Origin of the sequence: Paenibacillus popilliae ATCC 14706, from assembly GCF_000315235.1 — a bacterium.
In the GTDB taxonomy this organism is placed as follows: domain Bacteria; phylum Bacillota; class Bacilli; order Paenibacillales; family Paenibacillaceae; genus Paenibacillus_B; species Paenibacillus_B popilliae.
Map to the genome: position 1 here is coordinate 1 of NZ_BALG01000038.1, position 18,013 is coordinate 18,013.

Here is an 18,013-nt window from a genome sequence, read left to right on the forward strand (position 1 = left end):
CATGTATTAGGCACGCCGCCAGCGTTCGTCCTGAGCCAGGATCAAACTCTCCATAAAATGAAATTCGCGCTGTCGCTGACAGCCTTGCGAACTCGTGTAAAGTTTGACTTGCTCATTCTATTGCTGACGAGGTCATTGACCTCTTCACAAACATCACTCGTTGTTCAGTTTTCAAAGAACAATTATTCGCTCAAAAGGCATCTATAAAGCTTCTAAAAGCCTTTATATCAATCTTTTTCGTGTTGTCATTGCGTTTAGCAGCGACTTTTATAATATATCACATTCGAGCATTATTCGTCAAGCATTTTTTAAATCTTTTTTTCGATGTCTTTCGACATCTCTCAACTGTTTGCCTCGGTCTCTCGAAGCGACGTCTATTAATGTATCACATACAAATGCAGCAAGTCAACAACTAGAATATAGCCATTTTTAGGAAAATAATTACCGCCAAACCGGTAACTCCAAGCAACCCGACCGTAGATAACGTAACCGGGTTGACAGGCACATATACGTCAGCAACCAAGCCAGTCGTATTTACGATGTACAGAAGCACGAAGGCTGCTGTACCATGAAGGAGGAAGCTCAAGATTCCCCGCCAGGCTAATCGCCGGCGCAGCAAGACGAACAACAGCGATACCGCCGATACGATGAGTACGCCTATCATCATCATTTTCATTTACGTCCACCCTTTCCCCAGCTTTAGTGCATGAAGCTCATCCCGTTTTGCTTTTTTGATTAGCATCGTCACTCGCTTCTCGGCAGCCTCCAGTGTAAAGATCGCATAGTCGACCTCGTCTTCCCCGACTGCATACTGGAATCGAGCATGGGCCCGTTCCCATTCCCGGAGCGCCTGTCTAATGTCATCCATCAGTTGCTCATGTTCGATTGCCTCCGCGACTTCCTGCCTTTGGACACTGGAGAACCAACACTTGATCGTTAGCCATCGCACGTCCCGTCCCTCCCCACTCCTTTGTATAAGTAAGGTTATGGGAATCTGGACAAGACTAGAACCGAAATTACGGACAAAAAAGCCCCTGACTGAATGCCAGAGGCCGAGATCGCTCATGCTATAGTTATGCGCTGACATCATGTGAACGCATGGTTTTATTGAATTTCCCGCCGTCCTTCTAGCGCTTTCGACAGCGTCACTTCATCGGCATACTCCAGGTCGCCGCCAACCGGCAAGCCGCGGGCAATGCGCGTCACTCGGATACCGAAAGGCTTCACCAGGCGAGATATGTACATCGCCGTCGCCTCCCCTTCGATATTCGGATTCGTGGCCAAGATCAATTCCTTGACCCGTTCATCGCTTAGCCGCTTCAATAATTCGGCAAGACGGATATCCTCCGGCCCAATCCCTTCCATCGGAGAGATTGCGCCCTGCAGCACATGATAATCCCCATGGAACTCCTTCATGCGTTCCATGGCTACCAGATCCTTCGTCTCCTGAACGACGCAGATTACGGACGAATCCCGGGTCTTATCCTGACAGATCCGACACGGATCCGAATCGGTTACATTGCAGCATACCGAGCAATATTGCAGATTGCGCTTCACGTTGACCAATGCTTTGGCGAAGTCGATAACATCATCTTCAGGCATGCGGATGACGTGGAACGCAAGGCGGGCAGCCGTCTTGGGCCCGATGCCCGACAAGCGGGAAAATGCCTCGATCAACTTCGCGATCGGTTCTGGATAATACAAGGCTGCCTCTCCTTTTCAATGGCATAGGATGCAAACGCCGCTTCTCGCGAATCGGCTATCCACGCGACAGAATCCGCAAAATCGAAATCTCCGCTCCTAATAAGGCGTGTTCAAAAGACCCGTTTTTAGCACGAAAGGGCCGCAAGAACTCGAAGCGGACTTTTTGAACTTCCTCTACAATAAACAGAAGGGCATATACCGAATGGTATATGCCGAACATGTCGCCTTAATTAGAACAAGCCGGGAATTTTCATACCGCCTGTAAATTTGGCCATATCGTCATTTGCCATATCTTCTGCTTTGGTCAGCGCGTCATTGACAGCGGTTATCACCAGATCTTGAAGCATTTCGATATCTTCCGGATCAACGACTTCAGGCTTAATGACAATACTGAGCAGTTTTTTGTGGCCGCTCACTTCAACCGTGACTGCGCCGCCACCGGAAGTCCCCGTCGTCTTCTTGTCAGCCAGTTGCTCCTGGGCCTTCAGCATTTGCTCTTGCATTTTTTTAACCTGCTTCATCATTTGATTCATATTGTTCATCCCTGTAACTTCTCCTTTTTTATATAGAATAATATAACTATTCTTTTATGACAACGAGGTCTTCTCCAAACATGTGGAACGCCTCGTCAATCCAAGGTTCTTGCACCGGTTCCGCTTTGGAACCTTCCGGCTCCAACCAGAACGCCGGCTCTTCCTTCTCTCCGGCAGACTTCTCAGCTGCCTCTTCCCAATCCTTCAGCATCATCGTATCGAGCTGATACGGCTTGCCGAACACTTCCAACAAGACGCGCTCAATCACCTGCTTGTTGTTGGGCTTCTCGGTCGTGTCCCGGTGAATCGTATTTTTGAAGGCGGCCAGCACCCGATCTTCCAGTGCCGATACCGGTTCCCCATTGACAAGCCAAGCATGAATCGTGACGCCAGCTTCCTTCACCCGCTGTAGCACCTGCCCCCAATTGGAGCGGGTGCGCTTCGAGTCAGAGGAATCCTTCGAGGCGATATAACGTTCGAAGTGAGACGGCTGCTTCGCCATCCGCGACACTCGCGCAGGTGCTCTGGCGGCGGTCAGGATTCGCTCGGGTTGTCCCCCATCCGGCACTCTCGCCTTCACCAATTCATTCAGCTTCGCTTCTAATGACGCAACTTGACGCTGCAATTGTTGCACGACAGACGGAGATCCCACCGCATCGGAACGTTCGGCCTGCCGTTCAGCCGTTCCCGCCTCCGGCTGGCTACTTAGCGCCCCCGATCGGTTCTCCACAGCTATCTGCAGCAAGGCTACCTCAAATAACGTTTGCGGTTGCACTGCGTATTTCATGTCCGTCTGATACCGGTTCAACGTGTCGATAATCCGGAACAGGCTCGCTGCTTCAAAAGCATCGGCCAACTCCCGGAACGCTTCCACACGCGTCAGCCGATTCGTCATCCCTTCTCCGTCCGACACCATCTTCAGCATCAACAAATCACGGAAAAAGAAGAGCAGGCTCTCCATGCACTTGTCTGCGCTCTTCCCTCCCTGCATCATCGACTCCACCGTGACAAGCACGGATCCTACATCCCCAACTTGAACGGCACGGGCAATGTCCGCGAACTGTTCCTCCGGTATGCCGCCGGTAATGTCCAGCACTTGCCGGTAGTCAAGTCGGCCATTGGTGAAAGATGCCGCCTGATCAAGGAGGCTGATCGCATCGCGCATACCACCATCTGACAGCTTCGCGATATAGATCAGACTGTCCTGTGCTGCCTCAATTCCCTCATCCCTGCACACTTGCTCTAGACGGGCTACCTGTTCCTCCAGCGTCACTCTGCGGAAATCAAACCGCTGGCACCGGGAGACGATGGTCGCCGGCAGGCGATGGGGTTCCGTCGTGGCCAGAATGAACATGACATGGGCAGGAGGTTCCTCCAGCGTCTTGAGAAGCGCGTTGAAGGCCTCCGTCGTCAGCATGTGAACTTCATCAATGATATACACTTTGTGGCGGACTTCAGAAGGCGCGTATTTGACCTTTTCCCGAAGATCGCGAATTTCTTCTACGCCCCGGTTGGATGCGGCGTCGATCTCGACGACATCCATGACCGCACCGGTGGTGATGCGCCGGCAGGCCTCGCATTCATTGCAGGGCTCCGGACCCGGTCCCTGTTCGCAGTTAACCGCTTTGGCCATGATCTTCGCAGCAGTGGTCTTGCCGGTTCCCCGGGGGCCGCTGAAAAGGTAGGCATGCGAGAATCGCCGCTCACGCAGCGAGTTTTGCAATGTCTGAATAATATGCTGTTGTCCGACCATGTCGCCGAATGACTGTGGCCGCCAAGCGCGATACAATGCAATATGTCCCATGCTGTAACCTCGAGAACGTTTTTCTTATTATACTATATCACAAATTGTAAAAAAACAGCCATTCCCTCTCTTTGGCAATTAGGAAAACGGCTGTTCTGACTCCTATTTTATTCGAAAAACAACGATTATGGCGAAGGGAATGGGAAATAAAGGCAAAATATCGTGCCATAGCCTGTGGTCGAAACCTGTATCGTTCCGCCGAGATCATGAATAATGCGCTGACAGACAGACAATCCTAGACCTGTGCCGTTCGCCTTGGTCGTGAAGAAGGGATCAAAAATTTTCTCGATAATGCAGCAAGGAATGCCCGGACCCGAATCCTGAATGTCGATCAGGACCCGCTTGCTCTCGTTATCCCGTCTCGCCGTCACGTTCAACACGCCGCCTTCACCCATCGCCTCGATACCGTTTTTGGCAATATTAATGAACACCTGCTTGAGCAGCTCGCGGTCGCCGATGACCTGAGGCAGTGCCTGATCCGCCTTATAGTTGACCTGAACCGCATGCAGAACCGCCTCATTCTGAATGATAGGCAGAATCTCGCCCAACACCTGATGGAGATTGACCCGCTCTATCGTAAGATGCTTCGGCTTGCTCAGCAACAGAAACTCGCCAACTAACTCATTGATCCGGTTAATCTCGGTCAGCATAATATCGGTATAATGCACTTCCTTGATCATGCCATGCTTGTCGAGCTTCTTCTTGAACATTTGCAGAAAGCCCTTGATCGAGGTTAGCGGGTTGCGTATCTCATGAGCTGTTCCGGCCGCGATCTGGCCGATCATGGCCAATCTGTCGCTCCGCTGCACTTGCTCTTCCAGCAAGCGCAGCTCGGACACATTCTTGAGCAGCACGTAAGCGCCAACAATCCGATCCTGTTCATTCCGTATCACGTTCGAGTCCATCAACAGCTCATAGCGATCCGATCCGTTGGTCCAGGAGACGGCGTGGTTATGTGTGACGACACCTTCCAGAAGCGACTGCTGCATAAGATGGTACTCCGTCGGCATCTCGCCGAACAAGTCATTGACCCGGCGATGCAGCACTTCAGACTTCGTCCATCCGAGAATCCGGCACGCCATATCGCTAATATCCACCAGACGGAACTGGACATCGAGGAGCAGGATGCCCAGATTGACATCCTGCAAAAAAGAACCCACAAACTGCTGCAGCAAATTCAGCCTTCCTTGCTCCTGATCCTGACCCTCTGTCGATCTGGCAGAGGAGAGGGTACGCGCTTGCTGAAAACCAAGAGGCTGATTCAATTCCGTCATAGGCTCACCTCATCGTATTATTGCGCCCATCTCTACCGCTCCCTCTTGATGCTGGGAAATACCTATAGTATCCGAAAACGCAAAAAATCCTGCCTTACCATCTAGAATATATGATCATATATTCATGAGTAGAGAACAAAAAACACCGATTCGCTCGGTGTTGGACATTCGATATGGAACCGCGCACCTGTTATTGATTATTGTGATCCGAGCGGCACCTTCGTCTTACAGCTCAGACCAGGCTTCCCTCCGGCACATGAAAAACCCTACTTATGGCTGCTTCCTTCCGGACCTGACCAGATTCATAGGTATTCATTGCGAAGGACCCAGCCGTCAACACCAAAGACGAATACCAAGCCTCACATCAACAAAACCTCTAACAGGAATTCAACCTCGCTATAGCGGATTGCGAGTTACAGGGCACCGCTACCTCCCCGTCTAGCACGGTATAACTTAGTATAGACGATCTGCCCCGAAAGTGCAACCGAAGTAAATTGTTTACAGCTGCCCGGTCCTCTGCCGATTCCTTCTCCGCCCCAGCTTCGGCTTCGCTGAAGCCTCAAAACAGCAGCGTACCGACGTCACAAATGAGGCCCGCACAGCGCATATGCCCCTCGATGAGTATTACGTTTTGTGCGAAGCGGTACGGCTGCATAAAAAAATAAACCCCCTCGCTGTCACCAGCAAGGGAGTCTATATTTAACGTATTACATGCCATATTTCTTCTTAAATTTATCCACACGACCGCCTGCATCGAGAAACTTCTGTTTGCCAGTGAAGAACGGATGGCAGGCCGAGCATACCTCTACTTTCAGGTTTTCCTTAACCGAACCTGTTTCGAACGTATTGCCGCATGCGCAAGTTACCGTTGTAGTGTGGTATTTGGGTTGTATCGCTTCATTCATTCGAATTCACCTTCTTTCCGCCCTGAGCCCTTTGCGTTCCCAGAGTTATATAGAACAATTATGAATTATAGCACGGCCCGCCCAACAGCGCAACCAGAAAGTAGCGCATTCGGGAAGGGACTAGCGTCTGTCCGGCGGCTCCGCGAACCTACCCCCGCCGATCTCTATCAGCTTACCGAAGTGCTCCGGGTACGGCGTGTCGGCGTCGGCGTGTTGCCGCTCGTATCCAAGGTAGTCAGGAATTCCGTGTTCGTTTTCGCATCACGCAGCTTCTTGAGGAACTGATCGATGAATTCTGGCGTTTCGTTCATATTTTTCCGAATCATCCACAGCTTGTCGAGCTCTTCCTTCGATAGTAGCATCTCCTCCCGGCGCGTGCCGGAGCGTCGGATATCGATGGCCGGAAAAATACGGCGTTCCGCCAATTTGCGATCCAGATGCAGCTCCATGTTGCCTGTACCTTTGAATTCCTCGTAGATGATATCATCCATGCGCGACCCGGTCTCAACCAGTGCCGTCGCCAGTATGGTCAGGCTGCCGCCTTCCTCGATATTGCGCGCCGATCCGAAGAATCGCTTCGGGCGGTGGAAGGAAGCCGGATCGATACCGCCGGACAGTGTCCGGCCCGATGGCGGAATAACCAAGTTATAGGCCCGTGCCAGCCGGGTAATGCTGTCCAGCAGAATGACCACGTCCTTCTTATGCTCCACAAGGCGAAGCGCCCGCTCAAGCACCAGCTCGGCGACCTTGATATGATTTTCCGGCACTTCATCGAATGTAGATGCCACGACTTCACCCTTGACGGAACGCTGCATGTCGGTGACTTCTTCCGGGCGCTCGTCGATCAGAAGCACGAACAGCTCAATTTCAGAGTTGTTCTCCGAGATGCTGTTCGCGATTTCTTTTAAGAGTAGCGTCTTCCCGGCCTTAGGCGGTGCGACGATCAAGCCACGCTGTCCTAAGCCAACAGGAGCAATCAAATCCATAATCCGTGTTGAAATGCGGGCCGGGGAAGTTTCGAGCACCAGCTTCTTCTGCGGGTAAAGAGGAGTTAATGCAGGGAAGTGCAGCCGTTGCGCGGCATCGTCTGGATTTTCGCCATTCACGGCATTAATCTGCAGCAGCCCGAAATAGCGCTCGTTCTCTTTCGGAGGGCGGCACTTACCTGAGACGACATCCCCCGTCCTCAGATCGAATCTGCGAATTTGCGACTGCGAGATATAAATATCTTCCGTGCTCGGCAAATAGTTAATCGGCCGGAGGAAGCCGAAGCCTTCCGGCAAAATGTCAAGGACGCCCTCCATAAACATGTAGCCACCCTGCTCCGCTTGCGCGCGCAAAATCGCAAAAATCAATTCTTTTTTCTTCAATTGTCCATAGCCCGGAATCTGGAACTCCTTCGCCAGCTTGTACAATTCGGTCAATTTCTTCGTTTCCAAATCGGAAATTTGTAACTCCATAAATACAACTCCTATTCTGTTATAAAATGCGGACAATATCGTATCAATAAGTCCATTTCCCTCATTCAACACGGAAATACATAATTGCTCTTTTATCTATGTCAGTGTATTGACGGGCAGTTTCACCGGAAAGAAATCGTGGACGGAATGAAGATAAGAAGATGGTGAGCCAGAGGCAGCCAATTCTTCGTCATAGGTTGATATATCGTAGAAATAGAAATCATGTTTCTGTATGGATTGTGCCCATATCATTCTATTATTAACCTATCTTTACCCCAACAGAATCGATTTATTCCACCTGACGCCATACATCGGCGCCAAGATTGCGCAAATTAGACACGAGATGATCATACCCGCGATCAATAAATTCGACTCCTGAAATCTCCGTAACATCGGTATCTACCGTTAGGCCGGCAATAACGAGCGCGGCGCCGGCACGCAGATCGGAAGCTCTCACCTTCGCCGCATTCAGCTTCGTGCCTTCGATGACGGCGGTTCGCCCTTCAACCCGTATTTTGGCCCCCATGCGGGCCAGTTCCGGAACATGCTTGAAGCGGCTGCTGTACACAAGATCTGTCAGCATACTCACCCCTTTGGCTTGCGTCAGCAAGCTGGTCATCGGGGATTGAAGATCCGTTGGAAATCCGGGATAGACAAGCGCTTTCACATCGATGCTGTTGTATTCGGGCTGGCCGATAACGCGAAGCGACTCATCGCCCTCGATAACGTGAACACCCATTTCTTCCAGCTTCGCCGTAAGGGCTTCCAGATGTTTTGGAATAACATTATCGATCAGCATATCGCCGCAGGTGGCCGCAGCCGCAATCATATACGTTCCCGCCTGAATGCGGTCCGGAATAATCGAGTGCGTGCAGCCGTGCAGGCTGTCCACGCCTTCAATGCGGATCGTCTCCGTACCTGCTCCCTTGATGCAGGCGCCCATCGCATTAAGCAGTGTGGCAACATCTATAATTTCAGGCTCTTTGGCCGCATTTTCAATAATTGTAGTGCCCTTGGCGCGCGAGGCTGCAAGCATAATATTAATCGTCGCCCCTACACTGACGACATCCAAATAGATCTTGGCGCCGCGAAGCCCTCGCGCGTAAATACGTACGGAGCCGTGATCGTTCGTCACCGTCGCGCCCAACGCTTCAAAGCCTTTGATATGCTGATCGATCGGGCGAGGCTCGAAATTGCAGCCGCCCGGCATGCCGATGGTCGCTTCGCCGAACCGGCCCAGAAGCGCACCCATCAAATAGTAGGAGGCCCGCAGTTTTTTAACGGGTCCATTGTGCATCGGTACCGAAATCATCCGCGACGGATCGATGCGAAGACAGGAACCTTCCCAGCCAACCTGTCCGCCAAGCTCCGTCAAGATCTCCATATAAGTGGCGACATCGCTCAGTTCGGGCAAATTATCCAGTACGACTTCCGTCTCCGCAAGGATTGCTGCAGGAATAAGCGCTACCGCGCTATTTTTGGCACCACTGATCTGAACGGAGCCTCGAAGCGGCCGACCGCCGCTAATCATTAACTTCTCCATGACAAGCCAGTTCCTCCCATGCGTTGCTGACAAACCCGATAGCCGGCGACATCCGGCTTATATCGGCTCCCCATAATGCAAAAAGGGAAGAACACCGGCGAACCGGTGCTATTCCCGCATTCGTAAACGTAGTATTAACTATGGAATTGCGCTTGTTACGCTTGGTTGTTGCTGCCGAACAAGCGAATTTTGGCGCGAACGACTTCCACCATCGCTTTACGAGCCGGAGTCATATATTTCCGAGGGTCGATCATATCGGCATCCTTCGCCAATGCTTCACGAATCGCTGCCGTACAAGCGACTTGGTTCTCGGTGTTCACGTTTATTTTGCCGGCGCCTGCCGCGATTGCCTTGCGGATGGATTCGTCAGGCACCCCGGAACCACCATGAAGCACAACCGGCACAGGGATTTTGGAAGCTACCGCTTCAATGATATCGTAATGAAGTTTTGGCTCGCCTTTGTACATGCCGTGAGCAGTACCTACAGCGATAGCCAGCGCATCTACGCCCGTTTCTTCATAGAAACGGATCGCTTCTTCCGGATTAGCCAGCTGTGCGGATGCTTCATCCACTTCCAGGTCGTCTTCGACCCCGCCGATAGTTCCCAATTCGCCTTCGACAGATACGCCCATTGCATGAGCCGCTTTCACAACTTCCTTGGTCAAGCGAATGTTGTCTTCATATGCATGGTGGGACCCGTCGAACATGACGGAAGAGAATCCTGCACGGATGCAAGCCATGGCGACTTCAAATGTGCTGCCGTGGTCAAGATGCAAAGCGATTGGCAAGCCAGATTTCTTTGCAGCCGCTTGCGCCATGGCAACCGTATATTCCATTCCCATATAACGCAATGCCCCTTCGGATACACCGAAAATAATTGGCGCATTTTCTTCCATTGCTGCTTCCGTAATCGCTTGAGTAAATTCTAAGTTGTTAATGTTGAATTGGCCCACCGCGAATTTGCCCGCTTTTGCTTTTGGCAGAAATTCGTTCATCGAAACTAATGGCATGGTCTCCATCCTCCTAAGAAGTTGTCTTTGTCTGTATTTCTTGTAGTTAGCCGACATCCAGTACGGTGTTATTATATCACATTTGATCGCAAAAAAGTAAACAACCTCTTGACAAACCCTGCCGCTTCAAGACTGCCGTGAGGCCGCCATTTCCACGCTTCGAAACTCATCCGAGCCCGCAAAACAAAGAAGCCGGGTCTCAGCGCCCAGCATCGTTCAAACCTATGTCATTACCTTGTCTATCGGGTCATGTCGTCATATTCGCCGCCGTATGTTCCTGTTGAAGCGTCATGTTCACCGCCACTCTCATTTCATCAATGTCGAACGGCTTCGTAAAATGCATGATCGCGCCGAGATCAGTCGCTTCCTTGATCATATCCAGTTCTCCGTAGGCTGTCATCATAATGACTTTCATCTGTGGCTCCATCTTCTTAATCTGCTTCAAAATTTCCAAGCCGTCCATGCCCGGAATCTTCATGTCCAGCAAGACAATATCCGGAGATTCCTCACGCACGATGTTCAATGCAATCTTCCCGTTGGAAGCTTGGTAAGTCGAGTATCCTTCACTGCTGAATACTTCCATCAGAAGAACTCGAATACCGTTTTGATCATCGACTATCAATACTTTCTTCTTATCCAACTGGTATCCCTCCCATCGTGTAACACGAGCGAGTGCATCCGCTAAGACAGGCGTCGCCTCGTATGAATATGCTTTTTTTCCAAAGTAAGAATAATGGTACTTATTCGCCTCAATATATTAAAATCCTGCTCGAAATACGGAAAAACATGAACTTCCCCTTACGAATTGCAAAAATAGGCAAGAATACCCATAATAGGAATTCCTGCCTGGATCGTTACCTGCCTTGCGCGACGGCCGCCCGGACAAACTCCCGGAACAGCGGCTGCGGGCGGTTCGGACGGGAGGTGAATTCCGGATGGAATTGCACCGCCAGGAACCATGGATGATCAGCCAGCTCTACAATCTCGACCAGCCGCCCGTCTGGAGATGTACCGCTGAACTTCAGCCCCGCGCGCTCCATCACTTCGCGGTATTCATTGTTGAATTCATAACGGTGACGGTGGCGCTCATATACCAGCTCGTCCTGATAGCTTGCCATCGCAAGCGAATCTTCCTGAAGCTTGCACGGATACAGTCCCAGACGCATCGTTCCACCTAGATCCTCGATATCCTTCTGTTCCGGAAGGAGATCGATGACCGGGTAATCGGTCGATGGATTGATCTCCGAGCTGTTCGCTCCTGTCATACCCAGCACGGTACGGGCATATTCGATAACCGCCACCTGCATGCCGAGGCAAATGCCGAAGAACGGAATCTTCTGTTCGCGCGCATAGCGGATCGCGGATACTTTGCCTTCAATGCCCCGATCCCCGAAGCCTCCCGGCACCAGAATGCCGTGGACACCGTCGAGACGCTCCCGGGCATTGTCGTCCGTAATCTCCTCCGCGTTGACCCAGCGGATGTTTACTTCCGTATTGGCATCGAACCCTGCGTGCGCCAATGCTTCGACGATAGACAGATACGCATCGTGCAGAGCGACATATTTGCCCACGATCGCAATCTCGACTTGTCCCTGGAGTTGCTTCACGCGATCGACGAGCTTGATCCACTCGGTCATATCCGGCTGCTTCGTCTCCAGCTTCAAATGACTGACGACGATGTCATCCATGCCTTGATCGCGAAGCATCAGCGGCACCTCATACAAAGTGGAGGCATCGCGGCATTCCACGACGGCATTGGCATCAATATCGCAGAAGAGCGCGATCTTGCGCTTCAAGTCCTCGGACAAAGCGTGCTCCGTCCGGCATACGAGCATGTTCGGCTGAATCCCGATGCTCCGCAGTTCCTTCACGCTATGCTGTGTCGGTTTCGTCTTCACTTCGCCGGCAGCCTTAATGTATGGAATCAGGGTAACATGGATGTACATGACGTTGTCGCGGCCGACATCACTCTTAATCTGGCGAATGGCTTCCAGGAACGGAAGGCTCTCAATGTCACCGACGGTGCCGCCGATCTCGGTAATGACCACGTCGGAACCGGCTTCCTTACCGGCGCGGAAGACGCGCTCCTTGATCTCATTCGTAATATGCGGAATCACTTGAACGGTGCCGCCCAGATATTCACCGCGGCGTTCTTTGGAGATGACCGAAGAATAAACCTTACCGGTCGTAACATTGCTGTTCTTCGACAGGTTGATGTCGATGAAGCGTTCGTAGTGTCCGAGATCGAGATCGGTCTCTGCTCCGTCATCGGTAACGAACACTTCGCCATGCTGATACGGGCTCATCGTACCCGGATCTACGTTAATATAGGGGTCGAACTTTTGGATCGTAACCTTCAGCCCCCGATTCTTCAGCAATCTTCCCAGGGACGCTGCGGTGATCCCTTTGCCTAGAGAAGATACAACGCCGCCCGTCACAAAAATATACTTTGCCACTGGTGAAACCCTCCTATGATCAAATGCATACAAGACATGTTCTCGGGAGGCTTTGATTCTTGAGTCAGGGTTCGAAAAAATCACATGCTGCCTGATGTTATCGTAACCCATTTGCACGAGAAAAATTGATGAAAAAATGTAAATAAAAAAATAAAAAAAGTGACTCCCATAGTGTCACGGGGCACTTTCATCTTTTAGCTCAATCCACCTATTCAATTACAAACAAATCAAAAGCCCATATGCTAGTTTACTCTGTAGGACATGGCGTGTCAAGGGATCGTTTACCGATTTAGCCAATTGATCGAGGTGCCGCCAGAATCCAGATATACCCAGATAAAGGAGGGGTTTTCCTCCCCTCCCATTGGCAGCGGCCCAGCTCCGGCAAGCGGGACAAGGGGTACGAAAGCTGCAAGCAGAGGAGCGGTTCCGATAAAAACCCGTTTGCTTATCTTCCCGCCGATGCACCTCCAGGGAGATCGCTCGGGAATCATAAGCAAACGGTCCATCACAATCACAGGCGTCGGTTCCGATTACTGATCGTTATCCTCGTCCACATCCGGCTCTTCTTCATTGTCAGAGTTGTCTTCATCAATCTCTTCCTCATCGATAAGGACTTCCTCTTCTACTTCCGCATCTTCTTCTTCACCCGCATACATTTCTTCATCGTCCTCGCTGTCTTCGTCCACGAAGCCGAAGTCTTCGTCATTGTTGTAACTGTCGTCCTCTTCGACGAACATATCGTCATCTTCCAGATCATCGTCGTCATCGTTGATGATGCGAGGACGCTTCGAGCCCATCGACTCTTCCGAGCGATCGACTGGATACCAGCGCTTCAATCCCCAGAGATTGTTCCCTACGCACGCGAAGCGGCCATCAATGTTGATTTCCGTATATAACTGTGCAATGACATCATTAATTTGATCTTCGCTGAGTCCGCGAAGCTTCGCAACTTCATTCATCAGATCACGGTAGTAGAAAGGCGTGTTGGCTGCTTTCAGTACGAGGAAAGCAATATCCACCATCGGCATTTCTTGCACTTTGTCGGGATCCAGCTTCAATTCCAACGGGGTGCTCATAAGGACACATCCTCTCTCAAAGGTTCAAACGGATAAATCGATCATATCCTGTTTCACACCTAAGTAAAACCGATTTTCCATGAAAAAGCAAGTTTATCCGGCGCGGACAAAAAAATGCCACATGTCTGTCTGCTTTTCCTGCCATAGATAGAAAAAAACGCGAAGGGCATCCCTTCGCGTTCGACTGTATCCGCACCACAGACTGGTTTACACCTCGTCTACCGTGTGCAAAGCCCTTCGTCGGCTCTTCTTCATCCTATGTCCGCTACCGCCTTTTGACACGGAAGATGGCCTATCTTTCGCAAAAAAGGCAGCTACCCCAGTCCACTATCTCGCCCTTGGCATACGATACCCCACAAGAAATTGTCGGGAGGGACTCGACATTGGATATGACGGCCTTATTGCACATGTTGCTTCAAGAGATGTCCTTCAGCGGACGGCCTGCGGCGAAGCAGTTGATTCGCTTCCACCGGCCGGAGCGGTTCGCCGCATTCAGCGAGGCGCTCCGTACGCCTCACCGGGATCGGCCAGAGCTCCAGCGTATCCGCGAGCTTCCGATCATCCTTGCCTGGAGCTGTCCGGTTCCCGAATCGGTTGTACAGTTGCTGTCACGGTATCCGAACGAGTTCACGATAGAGGACGACGCGTTGATCGCGATTCAAGCCGCTTCCCACAGGCCGGTCTCATGGGAGGGGGGCATTCCGTGGGGCGTGCGGCAGATCAAGGCGCCGCAGGCATGGGGAACGACCACCGGCCACCGCGTGCATATCGGCGTGATCGATACCGGGGCCGATTACCGCCATCCCGATCTCCGCCAGTCGCTCATGCGCGGAGTCAACTTCGTTCACCGCGGCATGCTACCGCATGATGACAACGGTCATGGCACCCATATTGCGGGCACGTTAGCTGCCGCCAATCAAATGTACGGTATTATCGGCGTGGCTCCCCGCGCCTTGATCCATCCCGTAAAATCATTTGATGAGAACGGGGCTGCTTATGTGTCTGATATTATCCATGGCATTGAATGGTGTATCCGCAACGGGATGCATATCATCAATATGAGCTTCGGCATGAAATCCCGTAGCAAATCGCTGCTGCAAGCGATGACCCAGGCCTATCAATCCGGGGTCACCGTCGTCGCTTCATCCGGGAACGACGCGAAGCGCAAGTCCATCGATTACCCGGCCCGCTATTTCCAGACGATCTCGGTCGGGGCGACCGATCGCTCGCGGCGGATTGCGCCGTTCAGCAATCGGGGACATTTCGTGGATATTTACGCTCCCGGCGAGAAGATCGTGTCCTCCTGGATTAAGGGCAAATACCGCGAGATGAGCGGCACCTCGATGGCCACCTCACACATCAGCGGTGCGATAGCGCTTCTGCTTGCCGTGCGGCCACGCTTAAAACCGGGCGAGATCAAGGCCTTGCTCCGGCGAACGGCGAATCCGATCCGCAGCCACAAGACCCGGTACGTGCAGGCCAAGGGGCCAGGGGAGGTAGACGTTATGCGGCTGCTGAAGGAAGCCGAACGGTTGTAGCCCATCGCCTATGCGATATCCCTGTCCGTCCCCAACCGGCGCTTCGCCCCCTGCTGTCCATAGATTAATACATGATGCGATGCAGTTGACGCTCCTCCGGATCATGGGCTGGAGGGGCAGTGTCTTCGTATCCAGCATCATCCAGTCACCCAGGATGGTGCCCTGAATGGAAGGCCCGAGAAAGACGCCCGCCATGAGAAGAAGGAAGCCGATGGCGGAGACGAGCTTCAGATTTCCTGTCTTCTTCTATAGCAAAAAGCCGGCCCCGACGGGCGGGAACTGGCTCAATCGCGTTGTTCTATTCGTCTTTCGTCGCTGCCTTACATCCGTTCCGGGGCAGATACGCCGACGAGACGGAGCACATTGGCCAGCACGGTGCGCACTGCGCCCAGCAAGGCCAGGCGGGCCTGGGTCTGCTCCGCATCCTCGGTAATGACCCGCTCGGCCTTGTAGTAGCTGTGGAAAAGAGACGCCAATTCATAGACATAGCGGATGAGGCGGTGCGGCGCATAATCGCGCGCGGCGACCGCGATCTCTTCCGGAAGCTCGCCCATCTTGCGAAGCAGGTCGTACTCATGCTCCATGGTCAGCTGCGCTAGATGAATCTCCGCCAGCGGCTTCCGCGTGATTCCCAGCTCCTCCGCCTGGCGGAAGATGCTGCAAATCCGCGCATGCGCATATTGCACATAGTAGACCGGATTCTCATTGGAGGTCGAGATCGCCAGATCCATGTCGAAATCAAGATGCGAGTCCATGGAACGCATCGTGAAGAAATAGCGGATGGCGTCGACGCCGACTTCATCCATCAGATCCTGCATCGTCACGGCCTTGCCCGTGCGCTTGGACATCTTCACCTTCTCGCCTTCCTGATACAGGCTGACCATCTGGGCGATCAGCACGATAAGCTTGTCCGGATCGTTGCCGAGCGCTTCCATGGCGGCCTTCATCCGCGGAATATAACCGTGGTGGTCTGCTCCCCAAATATTGATCATCTGATCGTAGCCGCGATTATACTTGTCCATATGATAGGCTACATCCGGCGTCAAATACGTGTATGAGCCGTCATTTTTGATCAGCACGCGATCTTTGTCATCGCCGAATTCGGTCGTGCGCAGCCATGTCGCGCCTTCATGCTCATACACCTTGCCACGCGCCTTCAACGCATCCAGCGCCTTGATCACTTCGCCGTTCTCATACAGCGATGTCTCGCTGAACCAGACGTCAAACGGCACGCCGAAGCGTCCCAGATCGCGCTTGATCTTGTCCAGCTCCTTCTCCAGACCATAGCTGCAGAAGAACGCCAGCCGCTCGGCATCGGGTAGGTTCAGCAGCCGATCGCCTTCCTTCTCGGCAAGCTCCTGCGCAAAGCCCTTGATATCTTCACCGTAATAGCCGTCCTCCGGCATCTCCGCCTCTTGTCCAAGCACCTGCTTGTACCGGCATGCGATCGACTTCGCCAGGTTGTTGACCTGATTGCCTGCATCATTAATGTAATACTCGCGCGTCATATCATAACCGGCGAAATCCAGCAGATTGCAGAGCGCGTCGCCGACGGCCGCCCCGCGGGCATGGCCCAGGTGAAGGCTCCCCGTCGGATTGGCGCTGACGAACTCCACCTGGATGCGCTGTCCGGCGCCGATGCCGATTCGCCCGTAATTATCGCCCTGCTCGTTGACTTCGCGGATCACATCGTAGAGATAAGACCGGTCCATCCGGAAGTTGATGAAGCCCGGCCCTGCAATCTCCGCGCTCCGGATCGAAGCCGCCGACAGATCCAGATGCTCCACGATAGCCTCCGCGATCTGGCGCGGATTGCGCTTGGCGATCCGGGTCAGTTGCATAGCTGCATTCGTCGCCAGGTCGCCATGCGACTTATCCTTCGGCACCTCGATGACAATGGCCGGAAGCTCCGATTGCTCCGCCAGTCCGGCCTTGACGACGGCTTGTTCGATCGCCGCTTTGACAGACTCATTCACTTTTTCCATCACACTCATGCTCATGTACCCTGCTCCTCCTAATGGTTCAGCGGGCCTCGGCCCGTATCTGTAGTTGAAAATAACCGGCTCGCTCTTCTTCCATATAGAGCGTATAGGACCATGACGCCGTCCAGGCGCGCTGTCTTCCGACTTTATCCTGCTCGTATACAGGCGGCTTCCAGTCCGATGTCTCCGTAACGACGGAGAACCGCATGCCGCTTACTTGATAGTAGCCGCTGCTGCGCCCGCCCTTGACGAAGGACAGCTCCGAATTCACTCCGCCCCGGCGCATCAGCTTACCTCCATGCTCGCCGGCCTTGAAGGTGACGGAGGTCTCCAGTGGGTGTCTCCCGGCATCTCCGACTACCCCAGGCCCGGCCGGACGTTCCCTATCGGAAGCCGATTCCTTGTACAGCAGATAGAAGCTGCTTCCTTTCCGGTACAGCTCACCATACGTATAGAGAACGGTAACCTCGCCATCTTGCCGGCTCTCTATGGCGATGCGGACGCGCTCGGCTCCTGTGTGATCATTGCTCATCTGATTCAACCTCAATCCCTGATGTACATCCTCTGTTCATCTTATCCCTTCATTATCCGGTATGCGTACTTCTTTTGCAACATGGAATGGGATGGCTTATTCATGCGCAGCGGAGCTAAGTGGTGATAACTCTTTTGTAATCATCGTCGGAAATGTTGGAACCATAGCTACTAGAGAAAGGGGTGGAAATTTGAGC

Annotated in this window: 17 protein-coding genes, 1 other RNA gene and 1 pseudogene; 2 read left to right on the forward strand and 17 right to left on the reverse strand. The window is 52.6% G+C overall.

Going from position 1 to position 18,013, the window contains the following annotated elements; genetic code table 11:
* Positions 1-207 (forward strand): hypothetical protein (locus PPOP_RS23830; RefSeq protein ID WP_234399670.1); only part of this gene is annotated, 207 nt, incomplete at its 5' end.
* 205 nt (positions 208-412) lie between these two features.
* On the opposite strand, the gene PPOP_RS04245 is transcribed toward PPOP_RS23830, so the two are convergent.
* The 14 genes from PPOP_RS04245 to rpoE form a co-directional block, all read right to left on the reverse strand.
* Entirely contained in the window at positions 413-676 is a 264-nt protein-coding gene (locus PPOP_RS04245) for a pro-sigmaK processing inhibitor BofA family protein (RefSeq protein ID WP_042227407.1), read from the reverse strand.
* Positions 677-949 (reverse strand): DUF2508 family protein, encoded by a 273-nt coding sequence (locus PPOP_RS04250; RefSeq protein WP_006284839.1) that lies wholly within the window; start codon positions 947-949, stop codon positions 677-679.
* A gap of 155 nt (positions 950-1,104) precedes the next feature.
* Positions 1,105-1,704, reverse strand: coding sequence for a recombination mediator RecR (gene recR, locus PPOP_RS04255; protein WP_006284840.1), 600 nt, complete (start codon positions 1,702-1,704; stop codon positions 1,105-1,107).
* A gap of 230 nt (positions 1,705-1,934) precedes the next feature.
* Positions 1,935-2,246 carry a YbaB/EbfC family nucleoid-associated protein gene (locus tag PPOP_RS04260; RefSeq protein WP_006284841.1) on the reverse strand — a complete coding sequence of 104 codons (312 nt, stop codon included), beginning with the start codon at positions 2,244-2,246 and terminating at the stop codon, positions 1,935-1,937.
* 37 nt (positions 2,247-2,283) lie between these two features.
* A complete protein-coding gene (gene dnaX / locus PPOP_RS04265) occupies positions 2,284-4,041 on the reverse strand; it encodes a DNA polymerase III subunit gamma/tau (RefSeq protein WP_006284842.1) in 1,758 nt (585 codons plus the stop codon).
* A 125-nt stretch (positions 4,042-4,166) separates the two neighbouring features.
* Positions 4,167-5,315, reverse strand: a complete 1,149-nt coding sequence (locus PPOP_RS04270) for an ATP-binding protein (protein WP_006284843.1) — start codon at positions 5,313-5,315, stop codon at positions 4,167-4,169.
* Positions 5,316-5,494: 179 nt separating this feature from the next.
* Positions 5,495-5,762, reverse strand: an RNA gene (gene ffs, locus PPOP_RS20010) — signal recognition particle sRNA large type.
* A 260-nt stretch (positions 5,763-6,022) separates the two neighbouring features.
* Positions 6,023-6,220, reverse strand: a complete 198-nt coding sequence (rpmE, locus tag PPOP_RS04275; RefSeq protein ID WP_006284844.1) for a 50S ribosomal protein L31 — start codon at positions 6,218-6,220, stop codon at positions 6,023-6,025.
* Between the two features lie 167 nt (positions 6,221-6,387).
* Positions 6,388-7,680, reverse strand: a complete 1,293-nt coding sequence (rho, locus tag PPOP_RS04280; protein WP_006284845.1) for a transcription termination factor Rho — start codon at positions 7,678-7,680, stop codon at positions 6,388-6,390.
* A 289-nt stretch (positions 7,681-7,969) separates the two neighbouring features.
* Positions 7,970-9,223 (reverse strand): UDP-N-acetylglucosamine 1-carboxyvinyltransferase, encoded by a 1,254-nt coding sequence (locus PPOP_RS04285; protein ID WP_006284846.1) that lies wholly within the window; start codon positions 9,221-9,223, stop codon positions 7,970-7,972.
* Between the two features lie 155 nt (positions 9,224-9,378).
* Positions 9,379-10,233: a class II fructose-1,6-bisphosphate aldolase gene (gene fba / locus PPOP_RS04290; protein WP_006284847.1), complete on the reverse strand. Its 855-nt coding sequence runs from the start codon at positions 10,231-10,233 to the stop codon at positions 9,379-9,381.
* 247 nt (positions 10,234-10,480) lie between these two features.
* On the reverse strand, positions 10,481-10,873 hold the full coding sequence (locus PPOP_RS04295; protein ID WP_006284848.1) for a response regulator: 393 nt from the start codon (positions 10,871-10,873) through the stop codon (positions 10,481-10,483).
* Between the two features lie 214 nt (positions 10,874-11,087).
* Complete coding sequence (locus tag PPOP_RS04300) at positions 11,088-12,689, reverse strand: CTP synthase (RefSeq protein WP_006284849.1); 1,602 nt, start codon at positions 12,687-12,689, stop codon at positions 11,088-11,090.
* A 530-nt stretch (positions 12,690-13,219) separates the two neighbouring features.
* Positions 13,220-13,765: a DNA-directed RNA polymerase subunit delta gene (rpoE, locus tag PPOP_RS04305; protein WP_006284850.1), complete on the reverse strand. Its 546-nt coding sequence runs from the start codon at positions 13,763-13,765 to the stop codon at positions 13,220-13,222.
* A gap of 383 nt (positions 13,766-14,148) precedes the next feature.
* On the opposite strand from rpoE, the gene PPOP_RS04310 reads away from it, so the two are divergent.
* The gene (locus PPOP_RS04310; RefSeq protein ID WP_006284851.1) at positions 14,149-15,303 is read left to right on the forward strand and encodes a S8 family peptidase; all 1,155 of its coding nucleotides are present in this window, start codon (positions 14,149-14,151) and stop codon (positions 15,301-15,303) included.
* Between the two features lie 117 nt (positions 15,304-15,420).
* Here PPOP_RS04310 and PPOP_RS23835 read toward each other — a convergent pair.
* From PPOP_RS23835 to PPOP_RS04320, 3 genes and pseudogenes are all read right to left on the reverse strand, one after another.
* Positions 15,421-15,549: pseudogene (locus PPOP_RS23835) on the reverse strand (hypothetical protein); the annotation flags it as partial.
* 74 nt (positions 15,550-15,623) lie between these two features.
* The gene (argS, locus tag PPOP_RS04315) at positions 15,624-17,303 is read right to left on the reverse strand and encodes an arginine--tRNA ligase (RefSeq protein ID WP_006284852.1); all 1,680 of its coding nucleotides are present in this window, start codon (positions 17,301-17,303) and stop codon (positions 15,624-15,626) included.
* Between the two features lie 22 nt (positions 17,304-17,325).
* Positions 17,326-17,817: a YwiB family protein gene (locus PPOP_RS04320; protein ID WP_006284853.1), complete on the reverse strand. Its 492-nt coding sequence runs from the start codon at positions 17,815-17,817 to the stop codon at positions 17,326-17,328.
* Positions 17,818-18,013 lie beyond the last annotated feature (196 nt).